The following is a 15652-nucleotide window of genomic DNA, read 5'->3' on the forward strand; positions in this document are numbered from 1 at the left end:
GGCACGCTGGCCGTCGAGGTGCGCGACGACGGCGTCGGCGGCGCGGACCCGGCCAGGGGCACCGGGCTGACCGGCCTGGCCGACAGGCTGGCCGTGGTGGCGGGAAGATTGTCGGTGTCCAGCCCGCCGGGCGGCCCGACCCTGGTACGAGTGGAGATTCCGTGCGCGTCGTGATCGCCGAGGATGCCGTGCTGCTCCGCGAGGGGCTGGTGGGGCTGCTCGAACGTTTCGGCCACACCGTGGCGGCCTCGGTCGGCGACGCCGAAGCCCTGGTCGCGGCGGTCGCCGAGCACCGCCCCGACGCCGTGGTGACCGACGTGCGCATGCCCCCGGACTTCACCGACGAGGGCCTGCGCGCCGCGCTCGGCCTGCGCCGCCGTCATCCCGAGCTGGCCGTCCTCGTGCTCAGCCAGTACGTCGAGCAGACGTACGCGGCCGAGCTGCTGGAGTCCGGCGCCGGCGCGGGCGTCGGCTACCTGCTGAAGGACCGGATCGGCGACGTGCGCGAGTTCGTCGACGCGCTCGACCGGGTGGCCGCGGGCGGCACGGTCGTGGACCCGGAGGTGGTGCGCCAGCTCCTGCGCCGACGACGCGACCCGCTGGCCCGGCTCACCCCGCGCGAGCAGCAGGTGCTCGCCCTGATCGCCGAGGGCCGCGCGAACGCCTCGATCGCCAGGGAGCTGGTCGTCACCGACGCCGCGGTGGCCAAGCACATCGCCGGCATCTTCACCAAGCTGGACCTGCCGCCCGAGTCCGACGGCCACCGCCGGGTCCTGGCCGTGCTGGCCTACCTTCAGGGGTGACCGGCGGGAAGTCCGAAAAGTAAGGTTCGTTGCCATGAACGAGCAGTGGCAGGAGGTCGGCGACCGGGTCTACGTGCGCCGCCATGAGTCCTTCGACCTGAACACGGGCCTGATCGTGGGCGACGGGCACTGCCTGGTGCTCGACACCCGCAGCTCCCACCGGGAGGCGGCCGACCTGATCGACGCGATCAGGACGATCACCGGCCACCCGTGGACGGTCGTGAACAGCCATTCGCATTTCGACCACTACTTCGGCAACGCGCTCTTCCGTCCCGCCGAGATCTGGAGCCATGTCCGGTGCGCCGAGGAGATCGACGTCTACGGCGAGCGGCACCGCGCGGACGTCATCGAACGGCTGCCGGACCGCCGAGCGGAGATGGAGGAGATCGCCATCGTGCCGCCCGACCACACCTTCACCACCTCGGCCAGCCTCGACATCGGCGGACGCATGGTGCACCTGCGGCACTTCGGGCTCGGCCACAGCAGCAACGACATCGTCGTGCACGTGCCGGACGCCGGCGTGGTGTTCGCCGGTGACCTGGTCGAGGAGGGCGCGCCGCCGGCGTTCGGCGACTCCTACCCGCTCGACTGGCCCGACACGACGGCCGCGATGCTCGACGCGCTGCCCGAGCCGGTGTTCGTGCCGGGGCACGGCGCGGTGGTCGGCCGGGCCTTCGTCCAGGAGCAGCAGGCCGAGCTGGCGCTGGTGGCGGAGCTGGCCGCGAAGGCCCACGTGGAGGGACTGCGCGACTCGATCACGCGGTTCCCGTACCCCGAGGAGGTGTCGCGGCAGGCGATCGAGCGGGCCTTCCTCCAGCTCGACAGGTGAGCTATATTGCAAACTGCAATATAGGGGGAGGCAACATGGCACAACGCAAGGGCCTGGTCGACCTGACCGTGCTCGCCCTGCTCACGATGCAGCCGAGCCACCCCTACGAGCTCCACCGCTTCATCATCGACACGCACAAGGACTACATCACCGGCCTGCCGCGCAGCCTCTACCACGCGGTCGAGCGGCTGGCCGGGGACGAGCTGATCGTCCCCGCCGCGACCGGGCGCGAGGGCCGCCGGCCCGAGCGCACGGTCTACGAGATCACCGACGAGGGCCGCGAGGAGCTGATCACCCGGCTCCGGCGGCTGCTGGAGCAGCCCGACCCCGACCGGCGCGCCTTCGTGGCGGCCATCTCGCTGATCGGCTGCCTGCCGCTGCCCGAGGCGCAACGGGCGCTGCGCACCCGCGCCGCCACCCTCGAAGGCACGCTCGCCGGGATGGAAGGACACATCAAGGCCATGCGCGACAGTGGCCTGCCCGAGATCCTCATGCTGGAGGTCGAGTGCGAGCAGGCGCTGCACGCCGCCGAGCTCGCCTGGATCAGAAGGCTTCTCGACCGGCTCGACCAGGGCGAGCTCGCCTGGACGAGCACGACCGAGGGGTGAGAGAAGGGCCGCCGGGGTGCGCCAACACCCCGGCGGCCGGACATCCGAACACGGCGCCTGCCCTGCCCGGACGCGCAACTCCCAGGATAGGCGCCGCGACGAAAGGAGCTGTGCCATGTCCGAAGAGATCATCCGCCTGGTGGAGCGGATGACCGAGACCTGGAACGCCGGCGACTCCGCCGCCTACGCCGGCCTGTTCACCGAGGACGCCGACTACATCACCTTCTTCGGCCTGCACCTGCAGGGCAGGAAGGCGATCGAGGAGACCCACCGCGCGCTCTTCGAGACCTCCGTCAAGCTCGCCGAGGGCGGCCCCGCGCCGCTCGTCAGGCCGCTGACCGACGACGTCGCGCTGGTGATCGCCGGCGGCAATTCGTCGGTGGCCGGCGTGCCCGACCCGAGCAGGGAGTCCGTCGTCACGCTGACCGCGCTGCGCACGCCGGAAGGCTGGCGGTTCGCCTCCTTCCAGAACAGCCGGGTGCGCAAGCCGTGAGGAAGCGGTTGATCACCGAGGTGGCCGGGGTGGTCGGCGCCCCGGCCGAGCAGGTGTGGCAGGCCCTGACGCGTTCCCTGCCCGCATACCCGATGACCGTCGAGAAGAACGGGTACACCGTCGCCTACCAGGGCGGCTGGTGGTACCGGGGCGAGTGGACCGTGCTCACGCACCCCGAGGGCGCCCGCGTGGAGCACCGCGTCTACGACGTGGCCGAGCGGGGACGCTGGGCCGTGCCCCTGGCCAACCGGTTCTTCGTCGGGTTCGCACAGCGGACGAGTAAGGGCTTCGCCGAAGGCATCGCCCGCATCGGGAAAGAATTGGGGTGCTCCGCCAGGCTGTCCTAGGCTGCTGGCCATGAGCCTGGTGTGGGAACCGCTGACCCCTGACGACGCCGAGGCGCTCGCCGCACTCCTGGCCGCGATCGAGGCCGAGGATCGCACGGGCGAGGTCCACGACCTCGACGACGTCAGGGAGCAGCTCGGCCACCGCCTGATCGACCTGGCCGCGGGGACGCTCGCGGCCAGGCAGGGCGGCGAGATCGTCGCCTACGGCTACCTGCCGACCCGGCAGTCCGTCACCGACACCCACGTCATGCGGCTGTCGGGCGGCGTGCACCCCGCCCACCGCAGGCGCGGGCTCGGCCGGCGGATCGTCGACTGGAGCCTGGCCGCGGCGCCGGGGCTGAGCGAGCGGGCCTTCCCCGGCGTGCAGCCGGAGATCCACCTCTACGTGCCCGACACCAACCTCGGGCTGAAGGCGCTGGCCGAGGGCGCCGGTTTCGTCGCCAACCGCTGGTTCGCCCACATGGGACGCTCGCTGTCGGGCGACCTGCCGGCCGTCGCGCCGCCCGCCGGGGTGACCGTCGCCCCCTGGTCGCCCGAGCTGGACGAGGGCGCCCGCCGCGTACGCAACGAGGCGTTCCTCGACCACTGGGGCAGCGTCCCGCACACCCCGGAGAGCTGGCGCGACTACATCGTCGGCTCCCAGAACTTCCTGCCGGAATCGTCGTTCCTGGCCCTGCACGAGGGTCAGGCGGTGGGCACGCTGATCACCCACACCTTCGAGGGCTACAACGCGCTGGCCGGCGAGCGCCGGGCCTGGATCCAGATCATCGGCACGCTCCGGGAGTGGCGCGGCAAGGGCGTGGCCGGCGCGCTGATCGCGCACGCCCTGGCCGCCTTCCGCGCGCAGGGGTTCGACACGACCGGGCTGGGCGTCGACGCCGACAACCCCACGGGAGCCGTCAGCGTCTACTCCCGCGCCGGTTTCGAGATCTTCCAGCGCAGCACGAACTACGCCTTGGCCGTCAAACGGGGCTGAGCGCCCCCTCCGCGAGGGGGAACCGGGCCACGAAACCGGCGTCCGTGTACGTGAGCGTGCCGCCGTGCAGGTGGGCGATGTCCCTGGCGATGGGCAGGCCGAGCCCGGCGCCGCCGGCGTCCCTCGCCCGCGCCTCGTCCAGGCGGGTGAAGCGGCCGAAGACGGCCTCGCGGTGCTCCGGCGGGATCCCCGGGCCGTCGTCGCGCACCTCCAGCACGGCCCGGCCCTCCTCGGCGCGCACCCGTACGCGTACGGCCGAGGCGGCGTGCCGTACGGCGTTGTCGGCCAGGTTGGTGACCAGCCGGTCGAGGTGGGCGCGGGAGCCGTGCAGCACCACGTCCGGCTCGATGTCCAGCTCGACCCTGATCTCCGGCCGCCGCCTGGCGCGCAGCGACTCCTCGGCCGCCACCTGACCCAGGTCCAGCTCGTCGGTGCGCAGCGGCTCGCCGGCGTCCAGCTTGGCCAGCATGAGCAGGTCGGCGGCCAGCGACTGGAGGCGTTCGACGTCGGCCAGCGCCTCGCGGGTGAGCTCGCTCTGCTCGGCCAGTTCGAGCCGGGCCCGCAGGGTGGCGATGGGGCTGCGCAGCTCGTGCGCGGCGTCGGCGACGAACCGCTTGTGCCGGCCCACGGCCGTCTCCAGGCGGTCGAGGGTGCCGTTCACGGTGGTGGCCAGGGCCGCGATCTCGTCCTTGGAGCCCGGCACCGGCACGCGCTGGTGCAGGTCGCGGGCCGTGATGTCGGCCACCTTGGCCCTGATCGCGGCCACGGGGGCCAGCGCGCGGCCCACGGAGAACCAGGTCATCCCGGCCACCACGAGCAGCAGGGCGGGCACGCCGGGCAGCAACGCGCCGTACAGGGCCTGGACGGCCTTCTGCACGCCGTCCAGGGAGACCCGCGACCAGAGCGTGGCCGGGCCGGTCGGCGTGCTCACCTGCAGGCCCGCGACGGCGTAGTCGGCCGGCTGCGCCCACAGGGCGGGCGAGCCGGTGGCGCGGCCGGCCAGGACGAGGTCCGGATCGGCGAGCCGCACCACGGACAGGTCGTTCACCATGATCGTGCTCATCTGGGCGGCGGTCGTCGTGGCCGCCGGCGTCGCACCCTCCGGCATGATCGGCACCGTCTCCGCGTACGGCATCGCCGCCGCGGCGCGCCTGACCGCCTCCTCGCCCGCGTTGCCCTCCAGCGTGCCGCGCAACGCCATGACCAGCACCAGGGCGGCCACGCCGAGCGCCAGGGCCACCACCAGCGTCGCCGCGACGGTGGCCCGCACCCGCACCGACGACAGGCCGCCCGACACCCGGGCCCACGTCGGCCGTCCGAGCGGCGCCTTCATGCCGCCTCCAACCGGTAACCCGCTCCCCGGACGGTCACCAGCGTCGTCCGGCCGAACGGCAGGTCGATCTTCCTGCGCAGGGCGCTGATGTAGACCTCGACGATGTTCGGGTCGCCGTCGTAGGAGAAGTCCCACGCCTGGGCCAGCAGCTCGCTCTTGGAGACCACCTCGCCGGGACGGCGGGCCAGCGCGTGCAGCACCGCGAACTCCTTCGGCGTCAGCCCGACCTCCACCCCGCCCCTGCGGCAGCGCAGGCCGGCCGGGTCCACCACCAGGTCGCCGACCGTGATCGTGACCGGCCGCTCGGTCCCGCCGCGCCGCACCAGGGCGCGCAGCCTGGCCAGCAGCACCACGTACGAGAACGGCTTGGCCAGGTAGTCGTCGGCGCCGTTGTCGAGCGACTCGGCCTCGTCGTAGACGCCGTCCTTGGCGGTGAGCATCATGATCGGGGTCCAGTCGCCCGCCTCGCGCAGCCGGGAGCAGACCGTGTAGCCGTTCATCCTGGGCAGCATCACGTCCAGGACGATCACGTCGTAGGCGTTCTCGGTCGCCATCCACAGGCCGTCGCGACCGTCGTGGGCCACGTCCACGGCGAAGCCCTCGCCCGCCAGCCCGCCCTTGATCAGGCCGGCCAGCCGTTCCTCGTCCTCCACCAGCAGCACTCGCACGACGTCCAGAGTGCCTGAGCGAACCTAAAGCCAACCTGAAGATCATTTCGGGCGCGTTCAGGGTCGCTTCAGGTGCGGGCGAGCACGCTCGGGGCGTTCGGATGGATTCCACTGAGGAGAATGCATGTTCAAGCGACGTCTCGCGGTCCTCGGCACGGTGGGGGTGCTCGCGCTCGCGGGCCTGGGCGGCTCCGCCCTGGCCGACGGAACCCCCGCACCCGACGACGCCACCGCCACGACCACGGCTGTGTCCTGCCGGACGCCGGACGGCAAGGAGGTCAAGCTCGCCGACGGCCCGGCGGCCCGCGTGTTCGTCATGCGCGAGGAGAAGGGGGAACGGGCGGACGGCGCGCCGGAGCTCAAGGCCGAGCGGGGCCGCGTGATCGAACTCGCCCCCCGGACGATCACCGAGGCCGCCCCGACCACGCCTTCCGCCCCGGCTGCCCCTCAGTCCGGCACCGAGGCCGCGCCCATCACGCCGAGCGCCACCGTTCCCGAGGGCGAGGCCGTGCCCGCCGTCCCGGCGACTCCCCTGACCGATGCCGAGGCCGGGCCCACCGCCCTTCCTGAAGGCGAGGCGGCGCGGATGCTTCCGGCGCTGCCCGCGACCGAGCTTCCCCCGGGCGCCGTGCAGCTGGACGACCCCAGCAAGGTCGTCCACATCGTGTGCGCCCCCGCCGAGCCCGCCAAGTAGGTTCACCCGGGGAACGACGGGTGCGGGCCGAGCGCCCAGTACTCGTACAGGCCGTGGCCCACGAGCCCGTCGTACTCGAAGCGGCCGACGGCGTCGACCAGGCCCCACATCCTGGCGGCGTCGTCGGGCAGCCGGTACGTCACCCCCTGCACGACCGTCCCCGGCCCCTGGTACATGCCGTGCCGCCACTCCGGCTCCAGCCCGTATCCGGTGCCGGCCATGAGGTGCACCGGCAGCACCGGCGTGCAGCGCACCTCGAACGGCCTGCCGCCCGGCGGCGAGAAGGCGATCACGGCGTCCACGACGTCCCGGGTGCCCGGGGCGTAGACCGGGCGGTAGTCCGGCCGGCCGAGGTACTCCTCCTCCCGCCCGTCCGTCCAGACGCGTACGGCCTCCTCCAGCAGCCGCCGGCCACGGTGGTCCTCCTGGATGATGCACAGGATGGCGTGGTCGTCGAACTTCATCGGCGTGTACAGCCAGTAGAACGTGCCGGGGTTGTTCGCCTGGATGCCGGGCGGCTCGGGCTCGCCCACCGGCCGCACGCCCCATGACCGGTCCCTGGTGCCGAGCCAGCGGTCGGGGGTGACCGGGATCACCTGGTCGCCGACGGTGATGCTGCCGGACCAGCGGCCGGTCTGGGCGAGCCGCACCGAGTCGAACATCACCCGTTCCTGCCATCGCAGGAAGTGGCGGGGTTCGAGGGTCGCCGGGATCGTCCCCTCCCAGTCGAGCTCGAAGGACAGGCCATACTCGGTCGGCTCCAGGATCACGCGGAGCCGCTTGAGCCCTTCGATCACCTCGACCCGGAAGGGGCCGATCCTGGTGTCCATCCGGTCGGGGCCCAGCTCGCGCGAGGCCCGCACGACCCGGTGCAGGTCGCCGTGCCTTACGAGGGCGAAGGCGTCGGTGACGCCGAGGTTGGGGTACTGGCCGAGGCCGACGATCAGCATGAGCTCGTCGGTGCCGGCGTGGCAGTTGAAGTAGTAGCGGTCGTAGAAGTTCCGGTCGGAGGTGGCGACGTGCCGCATGACCTGGGCGGTCTGGTGCACGGGGTGATCGTCGAGCGGTGACAGCGCCATGCTCGGCTTTGTAGCAAGCGCTTGGTGAACCGTCAACGGGCCGGAACGCGAAAGCGCGCCTCCGCTCTCGTGAGAGCGGAGGCGCGCTTTCGGTCCGGATCAGGGCATGTTGTGCGATGCCTGGTCCGTCTTGTTCTGCACGTTGGACGCCATCCGGTCCGCGGAATGCGCGGTCCTGTCCGCCTTCTCGCCGACCCAGCGTGATGCATCGGAGGCAGAGTCCTTCATGTGCTCGGTCCACTGCTGGGCGTTGCGACGGTAGGCCATGTAGCCGATCGCGCCGACCGCAAGACCGGTCAGCAGCACCATCGTCGGCCACCGCCGTGACCGGGACGGTTTCGGGTCGATTCGCTTGGCCGCCGCCGACAGCATCCTGCTGACCTTGGGGGCGACCTGATCCTCGAACCCGTGCGCCGCGGCGTCGAGCCTTGGCGCCGCCCAGTAACGGGCGTCTTCGATGCGCTGTGCGGTGGCCACCTTGGCCTGGTCCGCCATTGGCGCCATGCGATGGCCGGTCTTGACGGCCTGGGCCTTCATGCGGCCCATCCACGTGGCGGGTACCTCTATTACCACGCGGCGTCTCTTCAGTGTCAGGGACACGACAACCTCCCCTGTCGTTGGGGCCCCGCGCTTGACCTTCCCTGGACAAGGCGGCTCAATCATGGCGGTCCATGGGAGGATGGCTCAGGAGGCCGAACGGCCATATTCCTCAGAACATCACAAACAACCCTGTACATAGAGGGGGGCAGCTGTCTCGTGGCTGAGAAGCTGATCGCAAATCTGAAGACCAATCGCGGCGATATCAAGGTCGAGCTTTTCCCGAACCAGGCGCCGAAGACCGTCCGCAACTTCGTGGAGCTCGCCGAGGGCACCCGCGAGTGGACGCATCCGGAGTCGGGCGAGAAGAGCACGGCCCGTCTGTACGACGGGACCGTCTTCCACCGGGTCATCTCCGGTTTCATGATCCAGGGCGGCGACCCGCTCGGCCAGGGCATCGGCGGCCCCGGCTACGAGTTCGACGACGAGATCCACCCGGACCTCTACTTCAACCGGCCCTACCTGCTGGCCATGGCCAACGCGGGCGTGCGGTTCGGCAAGGGCACCAACGGCTCGCAGTTCTTCATCACGGTCGTGCCCACGCCGCACCTCAACGGCAAGCACACGATCTTCGGTGAGGTCGTCGAGGGCCAGGACGTCGTCGACGCCATCGCCAAGACCGACACCGACCGGCGCGACCGTCCCGTCCAGGACGTCGTCCTGGAGTCGGTCACCATCGAGCGCGTACAGGGCTGAGCCGATCCCTGACGGGGGCGGGCCGTCCACGGGTCCCCGCCCCCTTCGGGCAGGCATGTCACAGCCCTGATCGACGGCACACAGCTACGTCCGGTACGTCATAGGCTCTGGACATGACCAGCCAGCCGCCCAGCCCGCCCTCGCAGCCCGAGCAGCCTGCCGAGGCGGTCCCCACGTGCTACCGGCATCCCGGCAGGGAGACCTGGGTCCGCTGCCAGCGCTGCGACCGGCCCATCTGCCCCGACTGCATGCGCGACGCCGCCGTGGGCTTCCAGTGCCCCGAATGCGTCGCCCAGGGCAACCAGGGCTTCCGCCAGGCCCGCTCCACCTTCGGCGGCCAGGTCGTCGGCACACCGTACGTCACCTGGGCCATCCTGGCCGTCAACGTCCTCGTCTTCGGCGCCCAATACCTCGTGCCCGCCGTCACCGGCGCGCTGCAGATGTGGCCGGCCGGAGTGGCGGTCTTCGGCGACTACTACCGGCTGGTCAGCGCCGCGTTCGTGCACGCCGGCGTCTTCCACATCCTGTTCAACTGCTGGGCGCTCTACGTCGTCGGGCCCTACCTGGAGCGCGCGTTCGGGCACGTGCGTTACACGGCCCTCTACCTCGTCAGCGCCGTCGGCGGCAGCGTGCTCAGCCTCTGGCTCGACCCGCTCGGCCAGCCGACCGTGGGCGCGTCCGGAGCCATCTTCGGCCTCTTCGGCGCCGTCTTCGTGGTGGGCCGCAAGCTCAACATGGACGTACGCGGCATCGCCATGCTCATCGTGATCAACCTGGTGATCACCTTCGTGTTCCCCGGCATCAGCTGGACCGGGCACGTCGGCGGCCTGATCACCGGCTCTGTGCTGGCGGGAGCGATGGCCTACGCCCCCAAGAACAACCGGACCCTGTGGCAGGTGCTGGCGATCGCGGGAGCGCTGGCCGTGCTAGCCGTGCTCGTGATGGCCCGGACCTCGGCGATCCTGAGCTCGATCTGACTTCCCCAGGCTGTGGAAAAGACTGTGGAAAGAACTAACGCCAGCGGGTGGAAAGAACCACACCGAAGATGATGAAGACAAACCCGATCAGCAGGTTCCAGTTCTGGAGGTCGCTGAAGAAGGGCGCCTGCGGGGCGATGTAGTAGATCGCGATCCACAGGATGCCGATGATCCAGGACACCACCATGGTGGGCGCCAGCCAGCGCGGGCTGACCCTGACCTGCTGGGACTTCTGCGGCGGGGTGTAAACCGCCTTCTTGCGAGCCTTGGACTTGGGCACTGGGTAACTCCTGCTGAGGGCCTGGGCTTCCGGATCGTCCACAGGCTCTTCGTTAAGCGTAGTTGAAGCGTGCCCCAGGATAGTCGCCACGCGCACGACATGGCGATCCCCCACGTCGGGAGATGTCATGAATACGCTGACGACATGCGGTCCATCTTCCGGGCCGTGGGGGAGCTGAGCATCACCGCCGGCCTGGTCCTCATGTTGTTCTGCGCCTACCTGCTCTGGGGCACCGGCGCCTACACCAAGAGCCAGCAGTTGCTGCTCCAGCGCGAGCTGGCCGCCGAGAAGGCGGAGCGCGACCGCGGCCGCATCGACAAGATCCAGCTCGGCAGGGCCGTCGCCATGCTGAGCATCCCGCGGCTCGGCCGCGACTACCGGTACGCCATCGTCGAGGGCGTGGACGCCGAGCACCTGAAGAAGGGCCCGGGACACTACCCCGACAGCGCCATGCCCGGCCAGATCGGCAACTTCGTGGTCTCGGGCCACCGCACCACGTACGCGGCCCCGTTCAAGGAGCTCGACGAGCTCGAACGCGGCGACGAGATCGTCGTGGACGCCCGCGAGGCCCGCTACACCTACCGCGTCACGTCCCAGGACGTCGTGGAGCCCACGGAGGTGGAGGTGCTCGCCCCCGTCCCCGGCAAGCCCGACATCCGTCCCATCCGCGCCTACATCACCCTCTCCACCTGCCACCCCGAGTACTCCGCCGCCCAGCGCCTCATCGTGTACGGCGTGCTCAAGAAGACCGAGCTCAGAAAGGAATGACATGTACGGCTGGATCTGGCGCAAACTGCCCGGCGACCCCCGTCGCAAGGTGCTGGCGGCCGCCTTGCTGGTCGTGGTCGTGGGGGTCGTACTCTGGTATGCCGTGTTCCCGCTCCTGGAGCCGGCGGTGACGCTCGACGAGGTGACCGTAAGAAGATGACCCGCGTGCTGGTCGTGGACAACCACGACAGCTTCGTCCACACGATCGTCCAGTACCTGCGCGTGCTGGGCGCCGACTGCGACGTGCGCCCCCGTGACGTCGTGGGCGTGCGCGACGGCGACGCCTTCGACGGCGTGCTCGTCAGCCCAGGGCCGGGCACCCCGGAGGCGGCCGGCGTGAGCGTGCCCCTGGTGCTGCGCGCGGCCGAGCGCGGCACGCCCCTGCTCGGCGTCTGCCTCGGCCACCAGGCCATCGCGGTCGCCTTCGGGGCCACCGTGGCCCGCGCGCCCGAGCTGGTCCACGGGCGTACCAGCGCCGTGCACCACGACGGCAAGGGGGTCTTCGAGGGCCTGCCGTCGCCGGTGCCGATGACCCGCTACCACTCGCTCGCCGTGCTGCCGGAGACCGTCCCCGAGGTCCTCGACGTGACCGCCCGCACCGACGACGGGGTGATCATGGGCCTGCGCCACCGCCGGGCGCCCATCGAGGGCATCCAGTTCCACCCGGAGTCGGTGCTGTCCGAGCACGGCCACCGGCTGCTCGGGAACTGGCTGCACGGGATCGTGTAACGCCCGGCTCGCACAGAGCGACTACCAAATGAACGCCCCCGCCGTTGCCCCCGAGCGGCGGGGGCGTTCTCCACGCTCCCCGGTAAACCCCGGCTCCCGGCGCGCCGGAACACCCGCCACTCCGGCCCTTCCGGCAGGGCTCGCCACTCGCCCCCCGGGCGCTTCCCGCGAGGCGGAGTGGTCGGCGGGCCGGAAGTTCTGCGGGGGAACGCCGAGGGCCGCCCTTCCCGTGTGGGGAGGGCGGCCCTGGGTGGTCGGGTCAGCCGTTGAGGCCGTCGTCGCCGATCGGGTTGTCCTCGGTCGGCTCGTCGGACGGGAAGTCGTCCGTCTGGTCGTCCGTCGGTTGCTCGGTCGGCTGCTCGTTGGTGGGCGGCGGAGCCGTCTCGGGGCCGGTGGACACCACGATCGTGATCGTCGTGTTCGGCGGCAGCTTCTGGCCCGCGCCCGGGTTCTGCTGGATGACCGTGCCCTCGGCCTGGTTGTCGGCCTGCGGCGACACCTTCACCTTGAAACCGGCGCCCTTGAGCGCGGCGATGGCGTCCTGCTGGGTGTAGCCGGTCACGTCGGGCAGTTCGGTCAGCTCGAACGGCACGTAGAGGGTGACGCTGGCGTCTTTCTCGATCTCGGTGCCGGCCGCCGGCTTGGTCTCGAAGACCTTGCCCTGGGGCTTGGCGGACTGCTTGGTCTTGACCACGCCCTTCAGGCCGACGTCGGCGAGGGCCTTCATCGCTTCCTGGGTGTCCATGCCGATGAGCCCGTCGGGTACGGCGACCTTCTCCTTGCCCTTGGACACGACCAGCTTGACCGTGGCGCCCTTCTCGACCTTCTCGCCCTCCGCCGGCTCGGTCCGGATCACCGTGCCCTTGCCGAACTCGTCGCTGGCCTCCTGCACCACCTCGGGCTTCAGGCCCAGGGCGATGAGCGCCTTCTGCGCGGGATCCAGCTTCTGCGTGGCCAGGGCCGGGATGGTGATCGAGGCGTCGGTGGGCGCGGCCTTGGTGCCGAACACCAGGTAGCCGACCGTGACGAAGGCGCCGATGATCAGCAGCGGGATGATGATCCACAACGCTGTCTTGACCGCGTTGCCGCCACCGCCGCCGGAGGCTCTGCGCCGCCCCACGCGGGTGCCGTCGCCGTCGCCGTACTCGTACGGCGGGACCGCGCCGGTGCGCTGCGTGGCCGGGCCCTGGGCCGCCTGGGTGGCGGTCATCATGCGGGTGCCCTGGTTGAAGTTCCCGGTCATCGCCATCGTCTGGGCGTCGACCGGCATGCCGGACATGGCCCGCTGGATGTCGGCCCGCATCTCGCCGGCGTTCTGGTAGCGGTGCGCCGGGTCCTTGGCCATGGCCTTGAGCACGATCGCGTCGGCCCACGCCGGGATCTCGCGGTCGATCTGCGAGGGCGGGATCGGCTCTTCGCGGACGTGCTGGTAGGCGATCGCCACGGGGGAGTCGCCGGTGAACGGCGGCTGGCCGGTGAGCAGCTCGTACAGCACGCAGCCGGTGGAGTAGATGTCGCTGCGGGCGTCGACGCGCTCGCCGCGGGCCTGCTCGGGCGACAGGTACTGGGCGGTCCCTATCACCTGCGCCGTCTGGGTCATGGTGGCGGCCGAGTCGGCCATCGCGCGCGCGATGCCGAAGTCCATCACCTTGACGTCGCCCGCGCGCGTGATCATCACGTTGGCCGGCTTGATGTCACGGTGGACGATGCCGCCGCGGTGGCTGTAGTCGAGCGCGCGCAGGATGCCGTCGACCAGCTCGGCCGCCCGCTCGGGCAGCAGCCGGCGGTCCTGGCGCAGCAGGTCGCGCAGCGTCCGGCCGTCGACGTACTCCATCACGATGTAGGGCACCGGGGTGCCGTCGGTGACGTCTTCGCCGGTGTCGTAGACAGCGACGACGGCGGGGTGGTTCAGTGAGGCCGCCGACTGCGCCTCGCGGCGGAAGCGGGCCTGGAAGGTGTGATCGCGCGCCAGGTCGGAGCGGAGGGTCTTGATCGCGACTATGCGGTCCAGCCGGATGTCTCGGGCGCGATACACCTCGGCCATGCCGCCGCGCCCGACGACACCGTCGAGCTCGTAACGACCTCCGAGTAGCCGAGGCTGAGTCATTTCCTGCACTGTCCCTTACCGTTCATCTTGGGTACCGGCCTGCTCGGGGGGCCGCCGGTGTCCATCATCGACCCCGTAGCGCATCACGTCTCCTCCTTCGGCGGGTTTGTGCCACCCGGGTCCGGCGAAGCGGTTGGTGTCGGAGTTGTCGGTGTCCTGCTGGGCGTTGGGGTGGTGGGGGTGGGAGTCGGGGTACGGGTGGTCGGGGTTGGCTTCGGTGTCGGCTTCTTCGTAGGAGTAGCCGACTTGCTTACCGTAGCCGACCGCGAGGGTACCGGCCGCGTCGACTTCACCGGAACCGCCGGGGGTCGGCGCGTGTGCTTCTTCGTCCGCGTGGGCCTGAGCAGCTCAGGCGACTGCATCGGGGAGTGGCTGGGCTCGGCGATCTCCGGCAGGGGAGGCGGCGTCGTATCGCGGTTGGCGAACGTGATCGCGCTCAGCCCCACCGCGGCCACGCAGCCGGCCGTCGCGACCAGCGCCAGCGTCCGCGCGCCGCGGCGGCTGCGGGGCGGCGGGTCGGGCGGGCTCTGGACGGTCGTCGCCGGGGCGAGGCTCTCGGTCGCCCGCTGGTCCTCCGTGGCCGGCTCGCGCACCCGGAAACCCGCCGGATCGGTGTACATGCTCAGGTCGGCGCCCTGCTCGACGCCCTCGACCAGCGACTGGCGCAGCACGTACGCCCGGTCGGCCGCCTCCAGCGCCGAGGCCGGACGCATCCCCGGCTCCTTGGACAGCAGCGTCATGACCAGGTCGCGCACCGGGACGGGCACGTCCGCGCCGAGCGGCGGCGGCTGCTCGTTGAGATGCAGCAGCGCGATCGCCACCTGGCTGTCGGCCCGGAACGGCGTGTGGCCCGCCAGGCACTCGTAGGCCACCACGCCCAGCGAGTACAGGTCGGTCGCGGGTGTGAGCGGGAAACCCTGGGCCTGCTCGGGGCTGACGTACTGGGCAGTGCCGAGGACGGTGCCGGTCTGCGTGACGGGCGCGGCCTCCAGGGCGCGGGCGATGCCGAAGTCGGTCACCTTGATCGTGCCCTCGCGGGTGACCAGCAGGTTGCCGGGCTTGACGTCCCTGTGGATGATCCCGGAGGAGTGGGCCGCGTGCAGCGCCTTGGCGGTCTGGTGCACCACGTCGAGGGCCACCTCGGGCCCGAGCGCGCCGTTGCGCCCCAGGATGGCCGACAGCGGCTCGCCGTGCACCAGCTCCATCACGAGATAGGCCAGATCGCTCTGCTCGCCGTAGTCGAAGATCTGGGCCACCCCTGGATCGGCCAGGGCGGCCGTGAGCCGCGCCTCGTTGCGGAAGCGCTCGCGGAACGTGGGGTCGGCGTGCATGTGACTGCGCAGGATCTTGACCGCGACCTCGCGGCCCAGAAGCTCGTCACGGGCGCGCCACACCTCTCCCATACCGCCCGTGGCGATGCGGGAGAGCAGGAGATAGCGGTTACGGAGCCGCATGACTCAGCACGTTACCGTCACTCACTTGTTCAGCACCGCCTCCAGCACAGCCTTTGCGATCGGGGCGGCGGTGTGACCGCCCGTGGCCTCCGCGCCGACGTTGGCCGCGCCCGACTCGACGGCCGGGAGCGGCAGAAGCAGCCGGCTTTCAGGGGCCGGGGCCGGTCGGGCGACGTGGCGGGACCGGGGCGGGTGCCGGCCGCCGGAGCTCGTC

20 protein-coding genes and 1 pseudogene are annotated in these 15652 nt (G+C 71.1%); 13 read left to right on the forward strand and 8 right to left on the reverse strand.

The annotated features are described in order from the left end of the window. The 7 genes and pseudogenes from ACWCSD_RS30720 to ACWCSD_RS30750 form a co-directional block, all read left to right on the forward strand. A pseudogene (locus tag ACWCSD_RS30720) lies at positions 1 to 174 on the forward strand (sensor histidine kinase); the annotation flags it as partial. Continuing rightward, the gene (locus ACWCSD_RS30725; protein WP_397155008.1) at positions 162 to 803 is read left to right on the forward strand and encodes a response regulator; all 642 of its coding nucleotides are present in this window, start codon (positions 162 to 164) and stop codon (positions 801 to 803) included. The pseudogene ACWCSD_RS30720 and the gene ACWCSD_RS30725, both read left to right, overlap by 13 nt. Before the next feature lie 34 nt (positions 804 to 837). Beyond that, the gene (locus tag ACWCSD_RS30730) at positions 838 to 1632 is read left to right on the forward strand and encodes an MBL fold metallo-hydrolase (RefSeq protein WP_387671974.1); all 795 of its coding nucleotides are present in this window, start codon (positions 838 to 840) and stop codon (positions 1630 to 1632) included. A gap of 35 nt (positions 1633 to 1667) precedes the next feature. Next, the gene (locus ACWCSD_RS30735) at positions 1668 to 2240 is read left to right on the forward strand and encodes a PadR family transcriptional regulator (RefSeq protein WP_449920005.1); all 573 of its coding nucleotides are present in this window, start codon (positions 1668 to 1670) and stop codon (positions 2238 to 2240) included. Positions 2241 to 2355: 115 nt separating this feature from the next. After that, positions 2356 to 2733, forward strand: coding sequence for an SgcJ/EcaC family oxidoreductase (locus ACWCSD_RS30740; RefSeq protein WP_449920009.1), 378 nt, complete (start codon positions 2356 to 2358; stop codon positions 2731 to 2733). Beyond that, complete coding sequence (locus ACWCSD_RS30745; RefSeq protein ID WP_449920011.1) at positions 2730 to 3080, forward strand: hypothetical protein; 351 nt, start codon at positions 2730 to 2732, stop codon at positions 3078 to 3080. The genes ACWCSD_RS30740 and ACWCSD_RS30745 overlap by 4 nt, the downstream gene beginning before the upstream one ends. A gap of 10 nt (positions 3081 to 3090) precedes the next feature. Continuing rightward, positions 3091 to 4056: a GNAT family N-acetyltransferase gene (locus tag ACWCSD_RS30750; protein ID WP_449920014.1), complete on the forward strand. Its 966-nt coding sequence runs from the start codon at positions 3091 to 3093 to the stop codon at positions 4054 to 4056. Here the strand turns inward: ACWCSD_RS30750 and ACWCSD_RS30755 are convergent. Next, positions 4043 to 5389 carry an ATP-binding protein gene (locus ACWCSD_RS30755; RefSeq protein ID WP_449920016.1) on the reverse strand — a complete coding sequence of 449 codons (1347 nt, stop codon included), beginning with the start codon at positions 5387 to 5389 and terminating at the stop codon, positions 4043 to 4045. The genes ACWCSD_RS30750 and ACWCSD_RS30755 overlap by 14 nt on opposite strands. Next, entirely contained in the window at positions 5386 to 6057 is a 672-nt protein-coding gene (locus ACWCSD_RS30760) for a response regulator transcription factor (protein ID WP_352363329.1), read from the reverse strand. Before ACWCSD_RS30760 ends, ACWCSD_RS30755 begins: the two co-directional genes overlap by 4 nt. Positions 6058 to 6181: 124 nt before the next feature. Between ACWCSD_RS30760 and ACWCSD_RS30765 the strand changes: the two genes are divergently transcribed. Beyond that, positions 6182 to 6751, forward strand: coding sequence for a hypothetical protein (locus ACWCSD_RS30765; protein ID WP_449920019.1), 570 nt, complete (start codon positions 6182 to 6184; stop codon positions 6749 to 6751). A 2-nt stretch (positions 6752 to 6753) separates the two neighbouring features. On the opposite strand, the gene ACWCSD_RS30770 is transcribed toward ACWCSD_RS30765, so the two are convergent. Further along, complete coding sequence (locus ACWCSD_RS30770) at positions 6754 to 7830, reverse strand: hypothetical protein (protein ID WP_449920021.1); 1077 nt, start codon at positions 7828 to 7830, stop codon at positions 6754 to 6756. A 99-nt stretch (positions 7831 to 7929) separates the two neighbouring features. Beyond that, positions 7930 to 8367: a hypothetical protein gene (locus tag ACWCSD_RS30775; protein ID WP_352363324.1), complete on the reverse strand. Its 438-nt coding sequence runs from the start codon at positions 8365 to 8367 to the stop codon at positions 7930 to 7932. A 219-nt stretch (positions 8368 to 8586) separates the two neighbouring features. Here ACWCSD_RS30775 and ACWCSD_RS30780 point away from each other — a divergent pair, with 219 nt between their 5' ends. Next, positions 8587 to 9123: a peptidylprolyl isomerase gene (locus ACWCSD_RS30780; protein ID WP_397154991.1), complete on the forward strand. Its 537-nt coding sequence runs from the start codon at positions 8587 to 8589 to the stop codon at positions 9121 to 9123. 113 nt (positions 9124 to 9236) lie between these two features. Beyond that, entirely contained in the window at positions 9237 to 10100 is an 864-nt protein-coding gene (locus ACWCSD_RS30785) for a rhomboid family intramembrane serine protease (RefSeq protein ID WP_358291022.1), read from the forward strand. Between the two features lie 34 nt (positions 10101 to 10134). On the opposite strand, the gene ACWCSD_RS30790 is transcribed toward ACWCSD_RS30785, so the two are convergent. Further along, on the reverse strand, positions 10135 to 10380 hold the full coding sequence (locus ACWCSD_RS30790; protein WP_387671998.1) for a cell division protein CrgA: 246 nt from the start codon (positions 10378 to 10380) through the stop codon (positions 10135 to 10137). 144 nt (positions 10381 to 10524) lie between these two features. Here ACWCSD_RS30790 and ACWCSD_RS30795 point away from each other — a divergent pair, with 144 nt between their 5' ends. The 3 genes from ACWCSD_RS30795 to ACWCSD_RS30805 are packed head-to-tail and all read left to right on the forward strand — an operon-like array spanning position 10525 to position 11877. Continuing rightward, a complete protein-coding gene (locus tag ACWCSD_RS30795; protein ID WP_397154986.1) occupies positions 10525 to 11148 on the forward strand; it encodes a class E sortase in 624 nt (207 codons plus the stop codon). Position 11149: 1 nt separating this feature from the next. Next, positions 11150 to 11308, forward strand: a complete 159-nt coding sequence (locus ACWCSD_RS30800) for a hypothetical protein (RefSeq protein ID WP_358291016.1) — start codon at positions 11150 to 11152, stop codon at positions 11306 to 11308. Further along, the gene (locus ACWCSD_RS30805; protein ID WP_364327984.1) at positions 11305 to 11877 is read left to right on the forward strand and encodes an anthranilate synthase component II; all 573 of its coding nucleotides are present in this window, start codon (positions 11305 to 11307) and stop codon (positions 11875 to 11877) included. Before ACWCSD_RS30800 ends, ACWCSD_RS30805 begins: the two co-directional genes overlap by 4 nt. A 259-nt stretch (positions 11878 to 12136) precedes the next feature. Here ACWCSD_RS30805 and pknB read toward each other — a convergent pair whose 3' ends face one another. From pknB to ACWCSD_RS30820, 3 genes are all read right to left on the reverse strand, one after another. After that, positions 12137 to 13984, reverse strand: a complete 1848-nt coding sequence (pknB, locus tag ACWCSD_RS30810) for a Stk1 family PASTA domain-containing Ser/Thr kinase (RefSeq protein WP_397154983.1) — start codon at positions 13982 to 13984, stop codon at positions 12137 to 12139. An 83-nt stretch (positions 13985 to 14067) separates the two neighbouring features. Continuing rightward, positions 14068 to 15438 carry a serine/threonine-protein kinase gene (locus tag ACWCSD_RS30815; RefSeq protein ID WP_358291010.1) on the reverse strand — a complete coding sequence of 457 codons (1371 nt, stop codon included), beginning with the start codon at positions 15436 to 15438 and terminating at the stop codon, positions 14068 to 14070. A gap of 21 nt (positions 15439 to 15459) precedes the next feature. Further along, a partial coding sequence (locus tag ACWCSD_RS30820; protein ID WP_449920027.1) for a hypothetical protein occupies positions 15460 to 15652 on the reverse strand: 193 nt, incomplete at its 5' end.

The organism is Nonomuraea sp. NPDC001684 (assembly GCF_053596515.1).